Source organism: Micromonospora sp. NPDC047074, assembly GCF_040643815.1.
GTDB lineage: Bacteria > Actinomycetota > Actinomycetes > Mycobacteriales > Micromonosporaceae > Micromonospora.
In genome coordinates, this window is the sequence record NZ_JBEYVB010000009.1 from 94,292 (window position 1) to 115,078 (window position 20,787).

The window sequence follows — 20,787 nt, forward strand, 5'->3', positions numbered from 1 at the left end:
CGGCAGCGCTCACGTCAGGAAACCCCCAGCTCCCGGTCGATGAAGTCGAAGACCTCGTCGGGCGTCGCGTCCTGGAGCTTCTCGGCGACGGTCTCGCCGCCGGCCGGCGCGTCCGTCTCGTTGAGCGCGGACAGCAGCGCCCGCAGCCGTTCGGTGATCCTGATCCGGGCGCTGCGTTCCGGGGCGGACCCGAGCAGCGCCGCTTCCAACCTGTCCAGCTCGCCGAAGACCGGGGCCGCGCCGACCGCCCCGCCGTCGACCACCGCGGCCCGGACGAACTCGGCCAGCGCCTCGGCGGTCGGGTAGTCGAACACGACGGTGGCGGGCAGCCGTACGCCGGTGGCGGCGGCCAGCCGGTTGCGCAGCTCGACGGCGGTCAGCGAGTCGAAGCCCAGCTCGCGGAACGCCCGGTCCGGTTCCACCGACTCCGCCGAGGGATGCCCGAGCACGGCGGCGGCCTGTCCGCGTACGAGGTCGAGCAGGGTCTTGCGCCGTTCCGCCTCGGTCTGCCCGGCGAGCAGCGCCGCGAGGTCCTCCGGTGCGGCGTCGGTCTGCTCGGCCCGCTGCGCGACGGCCTGCCGCGCCTCGGCGACGCCCTCGACCAGCGGGCTGGGGCGCACCGCGACGAAGCCCGGGACGAACTGGCCCCAGTCGATGTCGGCGATGAGCGTGACCGGTTCGCGCCGGTCGACGCACTCGCCGAGCGCCGCCAGCGCGGCTGCGGTGTCCAGCCGGGCGACCCCGGAGCGGCGGCGGCGTTCCTCGACGGCCGGGTCGGCGGCGGCCATCCCACCGGCGGCCCACGGACCCCAGGCGACGGAAATCGCCGCGAGCCCCTGTTCCCGCCGGTGCTCGGCGAGCGCGTCGAGGTACGCGTTGGCGGCGGCGTAGCTGCCCTGCCCGGCGGCGCCGAGCTGCCCGGCCATCGCGGAGAAGAGCACGAAGGCCCGCAGGTCGTGGTGCGCGGTCAGCTCGTGCAGGTGGCTGGCGCCGAGGACCTTGGGGCGCAGCACGGTGGCGAGCCGCTCGGGGTCGAGACCGTCGAGCACCCCGTCGTCGAGCGCCCCGGCGGCGTGCACCACCGAGGTCAGCGGGACGTCGGCGGGGATCTCGGCGAGCAGCTTCGCGAGTGCGGCGCGGTCGGCGACGTCGCAGGCGGCGACGGTCACCCGGGTGCCCGTCGCGGTCAGGTCGGCCACCAACTCCGGAACGCCCGGGGCGTCGCCGCCCCGGCGGCCGACCAGCAGCAGGTGTTCGGCGCCCCGGGCGGCCAGCCAGCGGGCCACCTCGGCGCCGAGCGCCCCGGTGCCGCCGGTGACCAGCGTGGTCCCGGAGTGGTCGACCGGCTCCCCGGTCGCCGGGCCGGTGACGGGTGCGCGGACGAGCCGGCGGACCAGGACGGTGGTGCCGTCGACGGCGAGCTGGTCCTCCCCGTCGGAACCGGTCAGCGCGGCGCAGAGCAGGTCCCAGCCGTGGTCGTCGAGGGTGGCCGGCACGTCGACCAGGCCGCCCCAGCGTTCGGGCTGTTCGAGGGCGACGACCCGGCCGAGCCCCCACAGCAGGGACTGCGCCGGCCGGAGGTGCCGGCCGGCGACGCCCCGGGTGAGGCACCACAGCGGCGCGGCGACGTCGAGGTCGCCGAGGGCCTGCACCAGCGCGAGGGACCGGGCGAGGAACGGCGGCACCGGCTCGACGTCGTCGGGTGCGGACGGGTCGGTCAGGGCGAGCAGCGACACGATGCCGGCGGCCGTGGGTACGGCGTCGTCGGCGGGCCGGATGCCGGCGGCGGTGAGCCGGGCGGCGACGGCGACCCGGTCGGTGTCGGCGTCGGCCAGGACGACCAGGTGGGCGTCGGCGCCCCGGCGGTTCAGCTCGGTGACGGTCGTCTCGGCGTCAGCGCGGCCGCGCTCGTCGGCCACCACCCACCAGGTGCCGGGGAGGAAGGCGACCGGCACCCCGGCGTACGGCTGCCAGACGGCGCGGTATCGCCGGTCGTCCAGGGTGGACCGTTCGCGTTGCTGGCGTCGCCAGGTGGCGAGCATCGGCAGCGCCGCACCGAGGGTCTCCAGCGACCCGGGGGTGCCGTCGGTGGCGGTGAGGGCCGCCAGCGCGGCGAGGTCCTGCTGCTCGACGGCCGCCCAGAACGCGGTGTCGACGTCGCTGGCCGCGGGGTCACCGCCGAGCACCGGCCCGCCCGTCGGGGGCCAGTACCGGTCCCGCTGGAACGCGTAGGTGGGCAGTTCGGTGACGGCGGCCGGCGCGACGAGCTTGCGCAGGTCCACCGGCAGGCCGACCGCGTGCGCCGTCGCCAGGGTCGTCAGCAGCCGGGTCGGATCGTCCTCACCCCGCCGCAACGTACCCAGCACATGCCCGCTCGTGTCCGTGTCGTCCAGGATCGCCGTCACCGGCATCCCCAACACCGGATGCGGACTGACCTCCACGAACGTGGAATGCCCGGCAGCAATGGCGACACGGACGGCCGTGTCGAACAACACCGGCTGCCGCAGATTGTCATACCAGTACTGCGCACCCATGCTCTGCGGGTCCACCCAGTCACCGGTCAACGTCGACACCAACCGCACCTCACCGGTGCGAGGCGTGACGTCCGCCAGGTCGGTGCGGAGTTGCTCGGCGACCTGCTGCACCGCCGGCGAATGCGACGCGTAGTCCACCGGAATGACCCGCGCCCGAATCCCATCGGCCTGACACGCGGCCACCAGATCCGCCACCGGCTGCGGCGGACCAGACACCACCACCGTGGCAGGACCGTTGACGGCCGCCACACCCACGCCGGGGAACGCGTCCAGGCGCGCGGTGACCTGCTCGGCGGACAGATCCACCGACGCCATCGCACCCGTGCCAGCGAGGACCGCGAGAGCCCGCGACCGCAGGGCGACCGTCTTCGCGGCGTCCTCCAGGCTCAGGATGCCCGCCACACACGCGGCACCGATCTCACCCTGGCTGTGACCGACGACCGCCGACGGAGTCACACCCACGTGCTTCCACACCGCCGCGAGCGCGATACCGACGGCGAACAGGACCGGCTGCACGACCTCGACGCGGTCGAGCCAGGACTCGTCGTCACCCGTCAGCACCGCAACCAGGTCCACGTCCAACCACGGCCCCAACGCCACCTGGCACTCGGCGAGGGCCGCGTCGAACACCGGGGACGCGCCGACCAGACCCGCCGCCATCCGCGCCGACTGCGCACCCTGACCCGGGAACACGAACACCGGACCCGCACCATGGCTGGCCGCCACACCCGACACCACGTTCCCCACCGGGGAACCCTCCGCCAGGGCCCGCAGGCCCGCCGCCAGCTCGTCGGCGTCCCGACCGACGACCGCCGCCCGGTGGTCGAACACCGACCGGGTCGTCGCGAGGGACCACGCCACGCCGGCCGGGTCGACCAGCTCCCGCTCGCGCAGGTACCGGCCCAGCCGGGCGGCCTGCCCGGCCAGGGCGGCCTTGGAACGCGCCGACAGCGGCCACACCACCACGGGTGCGGTCAGCACGCCGTCGCGGTGGCCGTCGCCGGTGGGCTCGTCGCCGGACGGCTCCGCGGACTCCTCCGGCGCTTCGAGGATGACGTGCGCGTTGGTGCCGGAGATGCCGAACGAGGAGACCGCGGCCCGGCGGAGGTGCCCGGTCTCGGGCCACGGCTGGGCCTCGGTGGCGAGCGCGATCGCGCCGGCCGACCAGTCGATGTGCGGCGACGGCTCGTCGACGTGCAGGGTGGCGGGCACCACGCCGTGCCGCATGGCGAGCACCATCTTGATCACGCCGGCCACCCCGGCCGCCGCCTGGGTGTGGCCGATGTTGGACTTGACCGAGCCGAGCCAGAGCGGCTGGTCGGCCGGGCGTGCCTGGCCGTAGGTGGCGAGCAGGGCCTGCGCCTCGATCGGATCGCCCAACGTCGTACCCGTGCCGTGCGCCTCCACCACGTCCACGTCGGTGACACCCAACCGCGCCGACGCCAACGCCTGCCGGATCACCCGCTGCTGCGCCGGACCGTTCGGCGCCGTCAGGCCGTTCGACGCGCCGTCCTGGTTGACCGCGCTGCCCCGCATCACCGCCAGCACCCGGTGCCCGTTGCGCCGGGCGTCCGACAGCCGCTCCAGGAGTACGACTCCGGCGCCCTCGCCCCAGCCCGTTCCGTCCGCCCCACCGGCGAACGCCTTGCAGCGCCCGTCCGGGGCCAGTCCCTGTTGCCGGGAGAACTCCACGAACAGGCCGGGCGTCGCCATCACGGTCACGCCACCGGCGACGGCAAGGTCGCACTCGCCGGAACGCAGCGAGGCGGCAGCCATGTGCATCGCCACGAGCGACGACGAACACGCCGTGTCCACAGACACCGCCGGCCCCTCCAACCCCAGTGCGTACGACACCCGGCCCGACACCACGCTGGCCGCGTTACCCGTGCCCGCGAAGCCCTCCGACTCGGCTGCGGAGCCGATCAACAAGGCCCCATAGTCCTGACCATTCGTGCCCACGAACACCCCTGTTCGCGAACCTCGGAGCGAACCGGGGTCAACCCCTGCCCCCTCCACCGCCTCCCACGAAACCTCCAACATCAACCGCTGCTGGGGGTCCATCGCGAGCGCCTCACGTGGCGAGATCCCGAAGAATGCGGCGTCGAAGTCGGCCACGTCGTAGAGGAACGCGCCGGTACGCACGTAGGAGGTCCCGGAGCGGTAGGGGTCGGGGTCATACAAACGGTCGATGTCCCAGCCCCGGTCACCGGGTATTTCGGAGACGGCGTCCCGGCCGGCCCGCAGCATCTGCCAGAACCGCTCGGGGTCGTCGGCGCCGCCGGGGAAGCGGCAGGCCATCGAGACGATCGCGATCGGCTCGTCGTCGCCGACGGTCACCGGCGCGGCCTGCGCCTGCGTGCCGGCGGCACCACCCAGCTCCTGGTGCAGGTGCCGGGCCAGGCCGGTCGGGGTCGGGTAGTCGAAGACGAGGGTGACCGGCAGCCGCAGCCCGGTGGCGGTGGCGAGCCGGTTACGCAGCTCGACGGCGGTGACGGAGTCGAAGCCGAGGTCCCGGAAGGCGTGGTGCGGGTCCACCGCCTCCGCACCCGCGTACTTGAGCACCGTGGCCGCCTGGTCGCGGACCAGGTCGAGCAACGTCTGCAGCCGCTCGGCGTCGGTCATCCGGGCGAACTCCCCGGCCGGGCCGGAGTCCTCCGTCTCGGTCTGCTCGGCGAGGCCCTTGCTGGCCCGCAGCCGCTGCACCTCGGGCACCTCGGCGACCAGCGGCCCGGGGCGGGTGGCGGTGAAGGCGACGAGGAACCGGTCCCACGCGATGTTCGAGATGGTCAGGAACGTCTCGTCGTGCTCGATGGCCTGCTGCAGCGCGGTCACCGCGAGCAGCGGATCCATCTCCGGCGTCCCGTGCCGGGTCAGCATCCGGCCGAAGTCGCCCTCGGCCATGCCGCCGCCGCCCCAGGCGCCCCAGGCGATGGAGGTCGCGGGCAGCCCCAGGTCCCGGCGGTGTTCGGCGAGCGCGTTGAGGAAGGCGTTGCCGGGGGCGTAGTTGCCGATGCCGGAGCTGCCGACCGTGCCGGACATGGAGGAGAACAGGACGAACGCGGACAGGTCGAGGTCGCGGGTCAGCTCGTGCAGGTTGATCGCGGCGGTGGCCTTCGCGCTGAGGGAGTAGTCGACCTGCTCCATCGTCAGCGCGTTGATCACGGAGTCGTCCAGCACCGCGGCGGTGTGCACGACCGTGGTGAGCGGGTACTCCGGCGGCAGGTCGGCGATCACCGCGGCGAGGGCGTCCCGGTCGGCGGCGTCGCAGGCGGCGACCGTGACCCGGGCACCCAGCGCGTTCAGCTCGGCCTCCAGGTCGTCGATCCCGTCGGCCTGCCGGCCCCGCCGGCTGAGCAGCACCAGGTGCTGGGCTCCGTTGGCGGCGAGCCAGCGGGCCATGTGCCCGCCGAGTGCGCCCGTGCCGCCGGTGACGAGTGCGCTGCCCGAGGGGCGGAACGGGCGTACCGGATCGGTGTCGGCCAGGGGCGCGCGGAGCAGGCGGCGGGAGACGGCGCCGGCCGGGCGTAGCGCCACCTGGTCCTCGCCGTGCTCGCCGCCGAGGACGGCGGCGAGCCGGCGCGCGGTGGTCTCGTCGAGGTGTTCCGGCAGGTCGACGAGGCCGCCCCAGCGGTCGGGGTGTTCCAGGGCGGCGACCCGGCCGAAGCCCCAGGCGAGCTGCTGGAGGGGGCGCGGCAGGGGCTCGCCGGGCGCGGTGGAGACCGCGCCCCGGGTGAGGCACCACAGCGGGGAGCGCAGGCCCGCGTCGCCGAGGGCCTGCACGAGCGTCACGGTGCCGCCGAAGCCGGCCGGCACCGACGGGTACGCCGGGTGCGCCGTCTCGTCCAGCGCCAGCAGGGAGAGCACGCCGGCCGGCGCGGTGCCGTCCTCGGCGAGCCGGGCGCGCAGCAGGTCGGCGAGGGCCGCCCGGTCGGCCCGCTCGGTGTCGAGCGGCACGGGGACCACCTGGGCGCCCCGCCCACGCAGGGCGTCGGCGCAGAACGTGGCCACCTCGGCGTCGCCGGGGCCGCTGAGCAGCCACCAGGTGCCCGACAGCGGGGTGTCGGCGAGGTCGGCGACGGGCAGCCAGGTGTCCCGGTAGCGCCACGAGTCGATCTCGGCCTGGGCGCGGTGCCGGCGACGCCAGGCGGCGAGGACGGGCAGCAGGTCGGCGACGGCCCGCTCGGGTACGTCGCCGGTGCCGGCGGTCAGCTCCGCGGTGAGCGTGGCCGGGTCGCCGGCCTCGACGGCGGCCCAGAACCGGGCGTCCACCGGGTCGTCGACGACGCTCGGCGCGGGGCCGGCGGCGGTCGGCGCGGTGATGTCCTGCGGCCAGTAGAGCTGCCGCTGGAACGGGTACGTGGGCAGGTCCCGCCGATGGGCGGAACGGCCGTGGAAGGCGGGGCGCCAGTCGACGGTCGCGCCGCCGGCCCAGACCTCGGCGACGGAGGTGAGGAAGCGGTCCAGGCCGCCCTCGTCGCGGCGCAACGTGCCGGCCACGGTGACCGGCACACCCTCGGCGGCGGCCAGTTCGGCGCTGGCCTGCACGCTCATGGTGAGCACGGGGTGCGCGCTGACCTCGATGAAGGTCCGGTGGCCGGCGGCGGTCAGCGCCCGGACGGCCTCGTCGAAGCGCACGGTCTGCCGCAGGTTGCGGTACCAGTAGTCGGCGTCGAGACCGGTGGTGTCGAGCCAGTCGTTGTCGACGGTGGACCAGAACCGCACGTCGGCGGTGCCCGGCCGCAGCCCGGCCAGCAGTTCCCGCAGCCGGTCCCGCAGCGGTTCGACGTGCGCCGAGTGCGAGGCGTAGTCCACCGGTACCCGCCGGACGCGCACCTGGCGGCCCTCGTAGTGGGCGGCGAGTTCGTCGAGCGCGGTGCCGTCGCCGGAGACCACCACGGACTGCGGCCCGTTGACGGCGGCCAGGGCGAGCCGCCCCGACCAGCCGCCGATCGTCTCGGTGGCCTCGGCGGCGGTGGTGGCGACGGAGAGCATCCCGCCGTCGCCGGCGATGCCGGCGATGACCTGGCTGCGCAGGGCCACCACGGCGGCGGCGTCGTCGAGGGTGAGCGCCCCCGCGACGCACGCGGCGGCGATCTCGCCCTGCGAGTGCCCGACCACGGTGGTCGGGTGCACGCCGTACGAGCGCCAGAGGGCGGCGAGCGAGACGCCGACCGCGAAGAGGGTGGGCTGCACGACGTCGACCCGGTCGAGCGACGGCGCGTCCGGGGCGCCCCGGACGACGTCCAGCAGGGACCAGTCGACGTGCGGGCGCAGCGCCTCGGCGCAGGCGTGCAGGGTCTCCGCGAAGACCGGGGCGGCGTCGAGCAGGCGGGCGGCCATGCCGGTCCACTGCGAGCCCTGGCCGGGGAAGACGAAGACGACCTCGCCGGGCGTGCCGGCGGCACCGGTGACCGTGCCGGGGGCGGGCCGCCCGTCGGCGAGCCGGCCGAGCGCGGCGGTCAGGTCGTCCCGGTCGCCGGCCAGCAGCACCGCCCGGTGCTCGTGGGCGGCGCGGGTCGTGGCCAGCGACCACGCCACGTCGCCCAGCCCCGCGTCCGGTACGCCGTCGAGGTGCCCGAGCAGGTCCCGGGCCCGGTCGGCCAGAGCGGCCGGGGTACGCGCGGCGAGCACCCAGGGCAGCTCCGCGACCGGCGGCGCCGCCTCGGGGTCCGGGTCGGCGCGCTCCGGTTCCGGGGCCTGTTCGAGGATCGTGTGCACGTTCGTGCCGCTGATGCCGAAGGAGGAGACGCCGACCCGGCGGGGGCCGTCCGGCGCCACCCAGGGGCGGGCCTCGGTGAGCAGCGCGACGGTGCCGGCCGACCAGTCGACGTGCGGGGTCGGCTCGTCGACGTGCAGGGTCGGCGGCAGCACCCCGTGCCGCATCGCCATCACCATCTTGATCACACCGGCAACGCCGGCGGCGGCCTGGGTGTGCCCGATGTTCGACTTGATCGAGCCGAGCCAGAGCGGCCGGTCGGCGGGCCGGTCCTGCCCGTACGTGGCGATCAGGGCCTGCGCCTCGATCGGGTCGCCGAGGGTGGTGCCGGTGCCGTGCGCCTCGACGGCGTCGATCTGGTCGGCGGTGAGCCGGGCGTTGGCGAGGGCCTGGCCGATCACCCGCTGCTGGGCGGGGCCGTTGGGCGCGGTGAGCCCGTTGGACGCGCCGTCCTGGTTGACCGCGCTGCCGCGTACCACGGCGAGGATCGGGTTGCCGTCGCGCTGGGCGTCGGAGAGCCGCTGGAGCACCAGCAGGCCGGTGCCCTCGCCCCAGCCGGTGCCGTCGGCGGCGGCGGCGAAGGGCTTGCAGCGGCCGTCGGCGGCGAGACCGCGCTGCCGGGAGAAGCCGACGAAGATGCCGGGGGTGGCCATCACGGTGGCGCCGCCGGCCAGCGCCAGGTCGCACTCCCCCGCCTGCAGGGCCTGCGCGGCGAGGTGCATCGCGACCAGCGAGGACGAGCAGGCCGTGTCGACGGTGACCGCCGGGCCGTGCAGCCCGAAGGTGTACGAGAGCCGGCCGGAGATGACGCTTGCCGAGTTGCCGGTGGCGAGGTAGTTCTCGTCGACGCCCCCGGCGACCATCAGCAGCTGGCCGTAGTCCTGCCCGTTGGTGCCGACGTAGACGCCGGTGCGGCTGCCGCGCAGGCTGGTGGGGTCGATCCGGGCCCGTTCGAACGCCTCCCAGGCGGTCTCCAGCAGCAGCCGCTGCTGCGGGTCCATGGCGAGGGCCTCGCGGGGGCTGATGCCGAAGAACGCGGGGTCGAACTCGCCGGCGCCGTCGACGAAGCCGCCCTCGCGGACGTAGCTGGTGCCGGTGTGCTCGGGATCCGGGTGGTACAGCTCGGCCAGGTCCCAGCCGCGCTCGCCGGGCATCAGGGTCATCGCGTCGGTGCCGGACTCGACGAGCCGCCAGAGCTGCTCGGGTGAGCTGACCCCGCCGGGGAAGCGGCAGCTCATGGCGACGATGGCGATGGGCTCGTGGTGGTAGGTGACGCCGTCGGCGGCGAGCTGCCCGGGTCCGTCGCCGGAGCTGAGCCGGTGCAGGTGGGCGGCGAGTTCGCCGACGGTGGGGTGGTCGAAGACGAGCGTGGCGGGCAGCGTCATGCCGGTCTCGGCGGTGAGCCGGTTGCGCAGTTCGACGGCGGTGAGCGAGTCGAAGCCGAGGTCGCGGAAGGTGCGGTCGGGCAGGGGCTGCCCGGCCGGGTAGCCGAGCACCACGGCGGCCTGGACGCGGACCAGCTCGGTGAGCTGCGGAAGGGAGCGGCCCACCACCACGGAACGCACCGCGCCGGCCGGTGCCGCCGGCACGCCGGGCAGGCCGCCGATGAGCGGGTTCGGGCGGGTGGCGCTCCACGAGGCGGCCAGCCGGCCCCAGTCGACGTCGGCCACCACGACGGCCGCCTCGCCGGTGTTGACGAGCCGGCCCAGGGCGGTGGCCGCCTCGGCGCCGGGCAGCGGGTTGAGGCCGCCCCGGGTCAGCCGTGCGGTCAGCGCGCTGTCGGTCGCGGCCATCCCCTGCTCGGCCCAGGCGCCCCAGGCCAGGGCGGTGGCCGGCAACCCCTGGTCGCGACGCCAGGCGGCGAACGCGTCGAGGTAGGCGTTGGCGGCGGCGTAGTTGGCCTGGCCGGCGCTGCCGATCACGCCGGCAAGGGAGGAGAAGAGCACGAACGCGTCGAGGGACCGCCCGGCGGTGGCGTCGTGCAGCACCCGGGTGGCACGGACCTTGACGTCCAGGACGGCGCGCATCCGGTCCAGGTCCATCCCGTCGAGCATGCCGTCGGCGATGACGCCGGCGGTGTGCACGACGGCGGTCAGCGCGGGCAGGCCGGCGACGAGGGCGGCGACCGCGTCGGCGTCGGTGACGTCGCAGGCGACCGTCCGGACGGCGCCGAGTGGCGCCAGTTCGTCGACGAGGGCCGCCGCGCCGGGGGCGTCGGGGCCGCGCCGCGACGCCAGCACCACCTCGGCGGCGCCGTGTTCCAGCAGCCAGCGGGCGACGTGCCGGCCGAGGGCGCCGGTGCCGCCGGTGACCAGGACGGTGCCGGTGGGCCGCCAGCCGGCGGCCGTCGGCGCGGTGGCCGGGACGAGCCGGCGGCCGTACGCCCCGGAGGTGCGCACCGCGACCTGGTCCTGCCCGCCGTCGGCGAGCAGCGCGAGGAACGTCTCCCGGACGGTGCGGTCCACCCGGCCCGGCACGTCCACCAGGCCGCCCCAGCGGTCGGGCTGTTCGAGGGCGACCGCGCGGCCGAGGCCCCAGGCCAGCGCGGCCCACGGGTCGGCGATCCGCTCCCCGGCGGTGGCGGCGACCGCGTTGCGGGACACGCACCACACCCGGCCGGCGAGGCCGGCGTCGGTGAGGGCCTGCACCAGCGTCAGCAGCACCGCCGCGCCGTTCGACACGGCGGGCGCGTCCGGCAGTGGGTCGTCCCGTTCGGGCAGTACGCACACCACGCCCGTCCAGCCCCGCTCGCTGGTCTCGCGCAGCCGGTCGGCCAGGTCGGCACGGCTGGCGGTGGGCGCGACGGTCAGGGTGTCCACGCTGGCGCCGGCCCCGGTCAGGGCCTGCGTGACGCCCGCGTCGTCGGAGCCGGTGTCGACGACCAGCCAGCGGCCGGGCAGCCCGGGCACCGGGGCCGGCCGCAGCGGCTCCCACGTCACCCGGTAGGACCAGCCGTCGAGGAGGGCGTCGCGCTGCCGGCTCCGCCGCCAGGTCGACAGCACCGGCAGGGCGGGGGCGAGGGCGTCCAGGGCGGCGTTCTCCGCGCCGAGCTGGGCGGCCAGCGCGCTGAGGTCCTCGCGTTCCACCGCCGTCCAGAAGTCGGTGTCCGTGTCGGCGGGCCGCTCGGGGGTGCCGGCGACGGTCCCCTCCGGCCAGTAGCGGCGGTGCTGGAAGGCGTAGGTGGGCAGGTCGACGCGGGCGGCGCCGGTGTCGGCGTACCAGGCCTGCCAGGTCACACCGACGCCGTGGACGTGCAGCTCGGCCAGGGCGTGCAGCAGGGCGTGCGGCTCGGGGCGGTCCCTGCGCTGCGTGGGCACGGTCAGCGCGTCGCCGGTGGGCAGGTCGGTGTGCATCGCGGTCAGCACGCTGTGCGGGCCGACCTCCAGGAACGTGCCGACGCCGGCGGTACGCAGGACGGCGACGCCGTCGGCGTACCGGACGGCCTCGCGGACGTGTCGCACCCAGTAGTCGGGCGTGCGCATCTCGTCGGGGTCGATGCTGCCGGTGAGGTTGGAGACCACCGGCACGGACGGCGCGGCGAACGTCAGCCGGGCGAGTACGGCCCGGAACTCGTCGAGCATCGGCTCCATGAGCGGGCTGTGGAACGCGTGGCTCACCCGCAACCGGCGGGTCCGCGCCCCCTTTCCGGCCCAGGACGCTTCCAGCTCGTCGAGCGCGGTCACGTCACCGGAGACGACCACGGCCGTCGGGCCGTTGACGGCCGCGATGCCGACCCGGTCGGCGAACCCGGAAAGGGACTCCCGCACCGCCGCCTCGTCGGCCGCCACCGCGAGCATCCCGCCACCGACGGGAAGCGCCTGCATCAGGCGACCCCGCGCCGCCACCAGAGCGCACGCGTCCGCCAGCGACAACACCCCGGCCACGTGCGCGGCCGTCACCTCGCCGATCGAGTGACCGCCCACGAAGTCGGGCACGATCCCGAACGACTCCACCAGCCGGAACAGCGCCACCTCGACCGCGAACAGACCGGCCTGCGTGAACACGGTCTGGTCCAGCAGGTCCGCGTCCGGCGTGCCCGCCTGGGCGAACAGCACCTCCCGCAGCGGACGCGGCAACAGCGGGTCGAGCTGCGCGCACACCTCGTCCAACGCCGACGCGAACACCGGGAACGACCCGTACAGCTCACGACCCATGCCGGCGCGCTGCGCGCCCTGACCGGAGAACAGCACCGCCAACGCGCCCCGGCGTACCACCGAACCGGTGACGACGGCGCCGGCCGGCTCACCGGCGGCGAGGCCGCGCAGCCCGGCGACCAGGTCGTCGCGGCCCTCCGCGAGCAGCACCGCGCGGTGGTCGAGCACGGTGCGGGAGGCCACCGAGGACCAGCCGACGTCCAGCGGGCGCGCGCCCGCGTCGGCGGCGAGCCAGCGGGCCCACCGGCCGGCCTGGGCGGCGAGCGCCTCCTCGGCGCGGGCCGACAGCAGCACCGGCACGACCGGGCGGGCGATCGGCGACGGGCTCGGTTCGTCGGCGGCTTCGGGGGACGGCTCGGGTGCCTGCTCCACGATGGTGTGCGCGTTGGTGCCGGACACCCCGAACGACGACACGGCGGCCCGCCGGGGCCGGTCCACCGCCGGCCAGGGCGTCGCCTCGGTCACCAGCGACACCGCGCCGGCCGACCAGTCGACCTCGGGGGTGGGCGCGTCCACGTGCAGGGTCGGCGGCACCACCGCGTGCCGGATCGCCATCACCATCTTGATCACACCGGCCACGCCGGCGGCGGCCTGGGCGTGGCCGATGTTCGACTTGATCGAGCCGAGCAGCAGCGGCTCGCCGTCGCCCCGGTCCTGCCCGTACGTGGCGAGCAGCGCCTGCGCCTCGATCGGGTCGCCGAGGCGGGTGCCGGTGCCGTGCGCCTCCACCACGTCGACCTGCTCGGGGCCGAGCCGGGCGTTGGCCAGGGCCTGCCGGATGACCCGTTCCTGGGACGGCCCGTGCGGGGCGCTGAGCCCGTTCGACGCGCCGTCCTGGTTCACCGCGCTGCCCCGGATCACCGCGAGCACGGGCTGCCCCCGGCGTACGGCGTCGGAGAGGCGGGTGAGCAGCAGCAGGCCGACGCCCTCGGACCAGGTCGTGCCGTCGCCGGCGGCGGCGAAGGCCTTGCACCGGCCGTCGGCGGCCAGGCCGCGCTGCCGGGAGAAGCCGATGAAGACGCCCGGGGTGGGCATGATCGTGACACCGCCGGCCAGCGCCAGCTCGCAGTCGCCGTTGCGCAGCGCCTGGGCGGCCAGGTGCAGCGCGACAAGCGACGACGAGCAGGCCGTGTCGACGGTGACCGCCGGCCCCTCCAGCCCGAGGGTGTACGCGACGCGCCCGGAGATGACGCTGGTGGCGCTGCCGGTGAGCAGGTGGCCCTCGCCGTTCTCGGCCTGGGCGACCACCCCGTCGTAGCCGTGCGAGGCCGCCCCGACGAACACGCCCGTGCGGCTGCCGCGCACCGACGGCAGGGGCAGCCCGGCCCGCTCGAACGCCTCCCAGGACGCCTCCAGCAGCAGCCGCTGCTGCGGGTCCATGGCGAGCGCCTCGCGGGGCGACACACCGAACAGGTCGGCGTCGAAGTCCCCCGCGTCGTGGACGAAGCCGCCCTCACGCACGTAGCTGGTGCCCGGGTGGTCGGGATCCGGGTGGAATAGCCGGTCGAGGTCCCAGCCCCGGTCGGCGGGGAACGGGCCGATCCCGTCCACGCCGTCGCGGACGAGCTCCCACAGCGCCTCCGGGCTGTCGACGCCGCCCGGGTAGCGGCAGCTCATCGACACGATGGCGATGGGCTCGGTGTCCCGGGCCTCCAGCTCGCGCAGCCGGCGGCGGGTACGCCGCAGCTCGGAGGTGGTCCGCTTGAGGTACTCGACGTACTTCTCGTCCTCGGTGCTCATCGCGGACCCACCTCACTTGGCATGCCGATGTCGGTGCGACTGGCCATCAGGACGTCTCCAGTTCGCGGTCGATCAGGTCGAAGATGTTCTCGGCGGTGGCCGACTCGAGGTCGTCGTCGCCGTCGGACTGCCGTGCCGTCAGCCGGTCCAGCAGGCCGTGCAGCCGGTCGGTGATCCGGCGGAACTCGTCGCCGTCGGCGTCGAGGTCGGCGAGGGCCGCCTCCAGCCGGTCGAGGTCCTGCCCGAGGCCACCGGAGCGTTCCCCGCCGCCGCTGGCGGGGGCGGGGGCGAACCGGGCGGCCAGCCAGGCGGCGAGCACGTTCGGCGCCGGGTTGTCGAAGATCAGGGTCGCGGGCAGCCGCAGTCCGGTGGCGGCGCCGAGCCGGTTGCGCAGTTCCACGGCGGTGAGCGAGTCGAAGCCGAGTTCGCGGAAGGCGCGGGTCGGCTCGACGGCGCCCGGGTCGGCGTGGCCGAGCACCGTCGCCACGTGCGCCAGCACCAGGTCGGTCAGGGCGCGTACCCGCTTCTCCTCCGGCAGCCCGCGCATCGTCTCGGCGAACGCGGCGCCGTCGGTGGCCTCGGCGCCGCCGGCCGCGCTGCGGCGCGCCCGGCGGCGGGTGAGCTGGGACAGCAGCGGGTGCACGGGTCCCGTGCCGCCGCCGGTGCCGAACCGGGCCGGCACCACCAGCGCCCGCTCGGATCCGCGCGCGACGTCGAACAGTTCCAGGGCCTCGCCCGTGGCCAGCCCCACCACGCCGCCCCGGTCGAGGCGGCGGCGGTCGGCGGCGTCGAGGTGCCCGGTCATGCCGCTGGCCTGCGCCCAGAGGCCCCAGGCCAGCGAGACGGCGGGCAGCCCGAGGGCCCGCCGGTGGGCGGCGAGCGCGTCGAGGAAGGCGTTGCCGGCGGCGTAGTTGCCCTGGCCCGCCGCGCCGAGCACGCCGGCCGCGCCGGAGAAGAGCACGAAGGCGTCCAGCTCCCGGTCGAGGGTGGCGCGGTGCAGGTTCCAGGCCGCGTCGACCTTGGGCCGGAGCACGGCGTCGAGGCGCTCCGGGGTGAGCTGGTCGACGGTCCCGTCGTCGAGGACGCCGGCGGCGTGCACGACGGCCGTCAGCGGGTGCGCGGCATCCACCATGGACAGCACGTCGGCGACCGTCTCCGGGTCGGCCAGGTCCGCGGCGACGACGGTGGCCTCCGCGCCGAGTTCCTTGAGTTGGGCCAGCAGGTCGCCGGCGCCCTCCGCGTCCGGGCCGCGCCGGCTGACCAGCAGCAGGTGCCGGACGCCGTGTGCGGTGACCAGGTGGCGGGTGACCAGCGCCCCGAGGGTGCCGGTGGCACCGGAGACCAGGACCGTCCCGTCGGGACGCGGCTGCCGGGGCATGGTGAGGGCGAGCTTGCCGACGTGCCGGGCCTGGCTGAGGAACCGGAACGCCTCCGGGGCCCGCCGCATGTCGAAGGTCCGCCGCGGCAGGGGGTGCAGGACGCCGGCGGCGAAGAGCGCCATCACCTCGCCGAGCATCTGCCCGATGCGGTCCTGGCCGGCGTCGATGACGTCGAAGACCTGGTAGCTGACGCCGGGGTGGTCGGCCGCGACCCGCTGCGGATCCCGCTTGTCGGTCTTGCCCATCTCGGCGAACCTGCCGCCGGGCGCGAGCAGCCGCAGCGCGGCGTCGACGAAGTCGCCGCTGAGCGCGTTGAGCACCACGTCGACGCCCCGGCCGCCGGTGCTCGCGCGGAACTCGTCGACGAAGTCGAGGGTGCGGGATGAGGCGATGTGGGCGTCGTCGAAGCCGGTGGCGCGCAGCACCGGCCACTTGCCGGGGCTGGCGGTGCCGAAGACCTCCGCGCCGAGGTGGCGGGCGATCTGGACGGCCGCCATGCCGACCCCGCCGGCGGCGGCGTGGATCAGCACGGACTCACCGGCGCGCAACCGGGCCAACTCGACGAGGCCGTACCAGGCGGTCACGAACGCCACCGGCACGGCTGCCGCGTCCGCGTACGACCAGCCGGCGGGGATCCTGGTGACCACCCGGTGGTCGGTGATCGTGACCGACGAGAACGAGTTGGGGAAGAGGCCCATCACCCGGTCGCCGGGCGCCAGGTCGGTCACCCCGGGGCCGACCTCGACCACCACGCCCGCGCCCTCGTTGCCGAGCCCCTCCTGGTCGGGCACCATGCCGAGGGCCAGCACGACGTCGCGGAAGTTCAGCCCGGCGGCGCGCATCTCGACGCGTACCTGGCCGGGTGGGAGCCCGGCGGCGGCGATCTCCGGGCAGGGCACCGCCACCAGGTTCTCCAGCGTTCCCTTGCCGGCCACGTCGAGTCGCCACGGGACGCCGCCGTCGGGCAGCGCGAGCACGTCGGCGTCGCGGGCCCGGGTGAGCCGGGGCACCAGCGGGGTGCCGTCGCGGAGCGCCACCTGGGGTTCGCCGGAGGCGACGGCCGCGGCCAGCGCCTCGGCGGAGGCGGCCGTGTCGTCGGTGTCCAGCAGCAGGAAGCGGCCGGGGTGCTCGGACTGCGCGGAGCGGACCAGGCCCCACACGGTGGCCTGCGCCGGGCGGCGGGGGGCCTCGCCGGGTGCCGCGCCGACCGCGCCGCGGGTGCCGAAGACCAGCCGGGCGTCGTTGAGGCGGGGCTCGGCGAGCCAGCCGCGCAGCAGCGCCAGTGCCGCCCGGGCGTCGTCGTGCGCGGCCCGGGCCGGGTCGTCGGCGTCGTCGTGCGCGGCCCGCGCGGGGTCGTCGTCGCGCAGGTCCACCACCACGTCGGGTACGACGCCGTCGGCGTCGATCGCGGCGACCAGCGCGGCCAGGTCGGCGTGGCGCCGCACCGGGTGACCGGCCGACGCCAGCGCCTCGGACAGGCCGGCCGCGCCGCCGCCGAGCAACGCCCAGCAAACGGTGGGCGCGGCGGTCTCCTCGGTGGTGACCGGGCCGGCGGGCAGCCAGTCGAGGTGGTGCAGGGCGTCGCGGTGCGCGGCGGGGGCCGCCGGGGCGGCGGAGGCGGGGCGGAAGGTCAGTGCCCCGATCTCGGCGACGGGCTGGCCGGCGGCGTCGGCGACGGTGACCGTGACGGTGTCGCGGCTCAGCGTCCGCAGCCGGACCCGGAGCCGGGTGGCGCCGTGGGCGTGCAGGGCGACCGCCTCGAAGGCGAAGGGCATCCACACCTCGGGGTTGGCCGGGTCGCCGATGAGGGCGGTCACGCCGGACGCCTGGAGGGCGGCGTCGAGGAGCGCGGGGTGCAGGCCGAAGTGGGCCGCGGCGGGGGCGGCGGACTCGGGCAGCGCCACCTCGGCGTGCACCTCGTCGCCGTCGCGCCAGACCCGGCGCAGCCCCTGGAAGGCGGGCCCGTACGCGAGCCCGCCGTCGGCCATCCCCGCGTACCAGGCGGACAGGTCGGCGTCGACGGGGGTCGCCCCGGCGGGCGGCCAGTCGACGAGGGTGGGGCCGGACGTGGCCGGGTGGGGATGCAGCGACCCCTCGGCGTGCCGGGTCCACTCGGCGTCCTCGGACTGTTCGGGGCGGGAGTGGATGGTGACGGCGCGCTTGCCGTCGTCGTCGGGCGCGCCGACGCGCAGCCGCACCTGGATGGCGGCGCCGTCGGCGGGGAGCGCCATCGGGGCGAGCAGGATCAGCTCGCCGACCTGTCCGGCGTCGACCTCGTCCCCGGCGCGGACGACCATGTCGAGCAGTGCGGTGCCCGGCACGACGGCCGTCTCCCGGACGACGTGCTCGGCCAGCCACGGGTGGGTACGGGTCGACAGCCGGCCGGTGAGCACGACGGTGTCGTCGTCGGGCACCCGTACGGCGGCGCTGAGCAGGGGGTGTCCGGGGTCGTGCAGCCCGGCGGCACCCACGTCCTGCGGCTGGTACGCCGGCGCGTCGACCCAGTACCGACGGTGGTCGAACGCGTACGTCGGCAGGTCCGTCACCGCCGCCGGGGCGAGCACCGCCGTCAGGTCCACCGGCAGGCCGACCGCGTGCGCCGTCGCCAGGGTCGTCAGCAGGCGGGTCGGGTCGTCCTCACCCCGCCGCAACGTGCCCAGCACGTGCCCGCTCGTGTCGGTGTCGTCGAGGATCGCCGTCACCGGCATCCCCAACACCGGATGCGGACTGACCTCCACGAACGTGGAATGCCCGGCAGCGATGGCGACACGGACGGCCGTGTCGAACAACACCGGCTGCCGCAGATTGTCATACCAGTACTGCGCACCCATGCTCTGCGGGTCCACCCAGTCACCGGTCAACGTCGACACCAACCGCACCTCACCGATACGAGGCGCGACGTCCGCCAGATCGGTGCGCAACTGCTCCGCGACCTGCTGCACCGCCGGCGAATGCGACGCGTAATCCACCGGAATGACCCGAGCCCGCACACCGTCGGCCTGACACGCCGCCACCAGATCCGCCACCGGCTGCGGCGGACCAGACACCACCACCGTCGCCGGACCGTTGACGGCCGCCACACCCACACCGGGGAACGCATCCAGGCGGGCGGTGACCTGCTCGGCCGACAGATCCACCGACGCCATCGCACCCGTGCCCGCGAGGACCGCCAACGCGCGGGAACGCAACGCGACGGTCTTCGCGGCGTCCTCCAGGCTCAGGATGCCCGCCACGCACGCGGCACCGATCTCACCCTGGCTGTGACCGACCACCGCCGACGGCATGACACCCACGTGCCTCCACACCGCCGCGAGCGCGATCCCGACCGCGAACAGCACCGGCTGCACGACCTCCACCCGCTCAAGCCACGACTCGTCGCCACCCGTCAACACGGACACCAGGTCCACGTCCAACCACGGCGCCAACGCCACCTGACACTCGGCGAGAGCCGCGTCGAACACCGGGCACGCGCCGACCAGACCCGCCGCCATCCGCGCCGACTGCGCACCCTGACCCGGGAACACGAACACCGGACCCGCACCACCGTCGGCGGTGAACCCGGAGACCGTGTTCACCGCCGGAGATCCGTCGGCGAGGGCGTCCAGACCGGACAGCAGTTCCTCGGCGTCCCGGCCGACCACGGCCGCCCGGTGGTCGAGCACCGATCGAGTCGTGGCGAGGGACCAGGCCACCTGTGCCGGGTCGACGGCCGCGTCGGCGGCGCGGTCGCGCAGGAACGCGGCCAGCCGGGCCGCCTGGCCGGCGAGTGCGCCCCTGGACTTCGCCGAGACGGGCCACAGCAGCGGGCCCGTGGGCAGGAGGCCGGCACCCGTGGCGGGCGCCGCGGCGGCCGGCCCGTCCGGCGTGCCGGTCCCGCCCTGCTCCAGGATCAGGTGGGCGTTGGTGCCGCTCATGCCGAACGAGGAGACGCCCGCCCGGCGGGGCCGGTCCACGGCCGGCCACGGCCGCGCCTCGGTGACCAGTTCGACGTCGCCGGCCGACCAGTCGACGTGCGGGGTGGGCCGGTCGACGTGCAGGGTGGCGGGCACGACCCCGTGCCGCATCGCCATCACCATCTTGATCACGCCGCCCACCCCGGCCGCGGCCTGGCTGTGGCCGAGGTTGGACTTGAGCGAGCCGAGCAGCAGTGGCCGGCCCGCCGGCCGGTCCTGGCCGTAGGTGGCGAGCAGCGCCTGGGCCTCGATGGGGTCGCCGAGGGTGGTGCCGGTGCCGTGCGCCTCGACCGCGTCCACCAGGTCGGGGGTGAGCTTCGCCCCGGCCAGCGCCTGCCGGATGACCCGCTGCTGGGAGGGGCCGTTCGGGGCGGTGAGGCCGTTGGAGGCGCCGTCCTGGTTGATGGCGGAGGCGCGGATGACGCCGAGCACCCGGTGGCCCAGGCGGCGGGCGTCGGCGAGCCGTTCCAGCAGCAGCAGGCCGACGCCCTCGGACCAGCCGGTGCCGTCCGCCGACGCGGCGAACGACTTGCACCGGCCGTCGGCGGCCAGGCCACGCTGCCGGGAGAACTCGACGAACGGGCCGGGGGCGGCCAGCACGGTGGCGCCGCCGGCCAGCGCCAGCTCGCACTCCCGCTGGCGCAGCGCCTGGCAGGCCAGGTGGATGGCGACCGACGACGACGAGCAGGCGGTGTCGACGGTGACCGTGGGCCCCTCCAGCCCGAAGGTGTACGCCACCCGGCCGGACAGCACGCTGGCGGCAGTGCCGGTGACCATGTACCCCTCGGCGTCGGAGGCGCCGTGCAGCACGGACGCGTAGTCCTGGCCGGAGGTGCCGACGAAGACGCCGGTGCGGCTGCCGCCCAGCGACAGGGGGGCGAGGCCGGCGCGCTCGAAGAGTTCCCAGGCGACCTCCAGCAGGTGCCGCTGCTGCGGGTCCATCGCCTGCGCCTCGCGGGGCGAGATGCCGAACAGGGCGGCGTCGAACGCCCCGGCGTCGCGCAGGAACCCGCCCGAGGCGGTGTACGACGTGCCGGCGTTGTCGGGGTCGGCGTGGTAGAGCCGGTCCAGGTCCCAGCCCCGGTCGGTCGGGAAGTCGGAGATGGCGTCGCCGCCGGCCTCGACGAAGGACCACAGCTCCTCGGGAGAGCTGATCCCGCCGGGGTACCGGCAGCTCATGGAGACGATCGCCACCGGCTCGGACTCCTCGGCGGTGACCTCGCGCAGCCGCTGCCGGGTCTGCTGCAGCTCGGCGATGACGCGCGTCAGGTACTCGCGCAGCCGCTCTTCATCCGACATGAAATCCCGCTC

The 20,787-nt window shown here is 75.7% G+C and carries 2 protein-coding genes; both read right to left on the minus strand.

What is annotated here, in order from left to right; all coding sequences use genetic code 11:
- Positions 1-14 precede the first annotated feature (14 nt).
- A complete protein-coding gene (locus ABZ809_RS15305) occupies positions 15-14,144 on the minus strand; it encodes a type I polyketide synthase (RefSeq protein ID WP_357563122.1) in 14,130 nt (4,709 codons plus the stop codon).
- Between the two features lie 46 nt (positions 14,145-14,190).
- Positions 14,191-20,775 carry an SDR family NAD(P)-dependent oxidoreductase gene (locus ABZ809_RS15310; RefSeq protein ID WP_357563123.1) on the minus strand — a complete coding sequence of 2,195 codons (6,585 nt, stop codon included), beginning with the start codon at positions 20,773-20,775 and terminating at the stop codon, positions 14,191-14,193.
- Positions 20,776-20,787 lie beyond the last annotated feature (12 nt).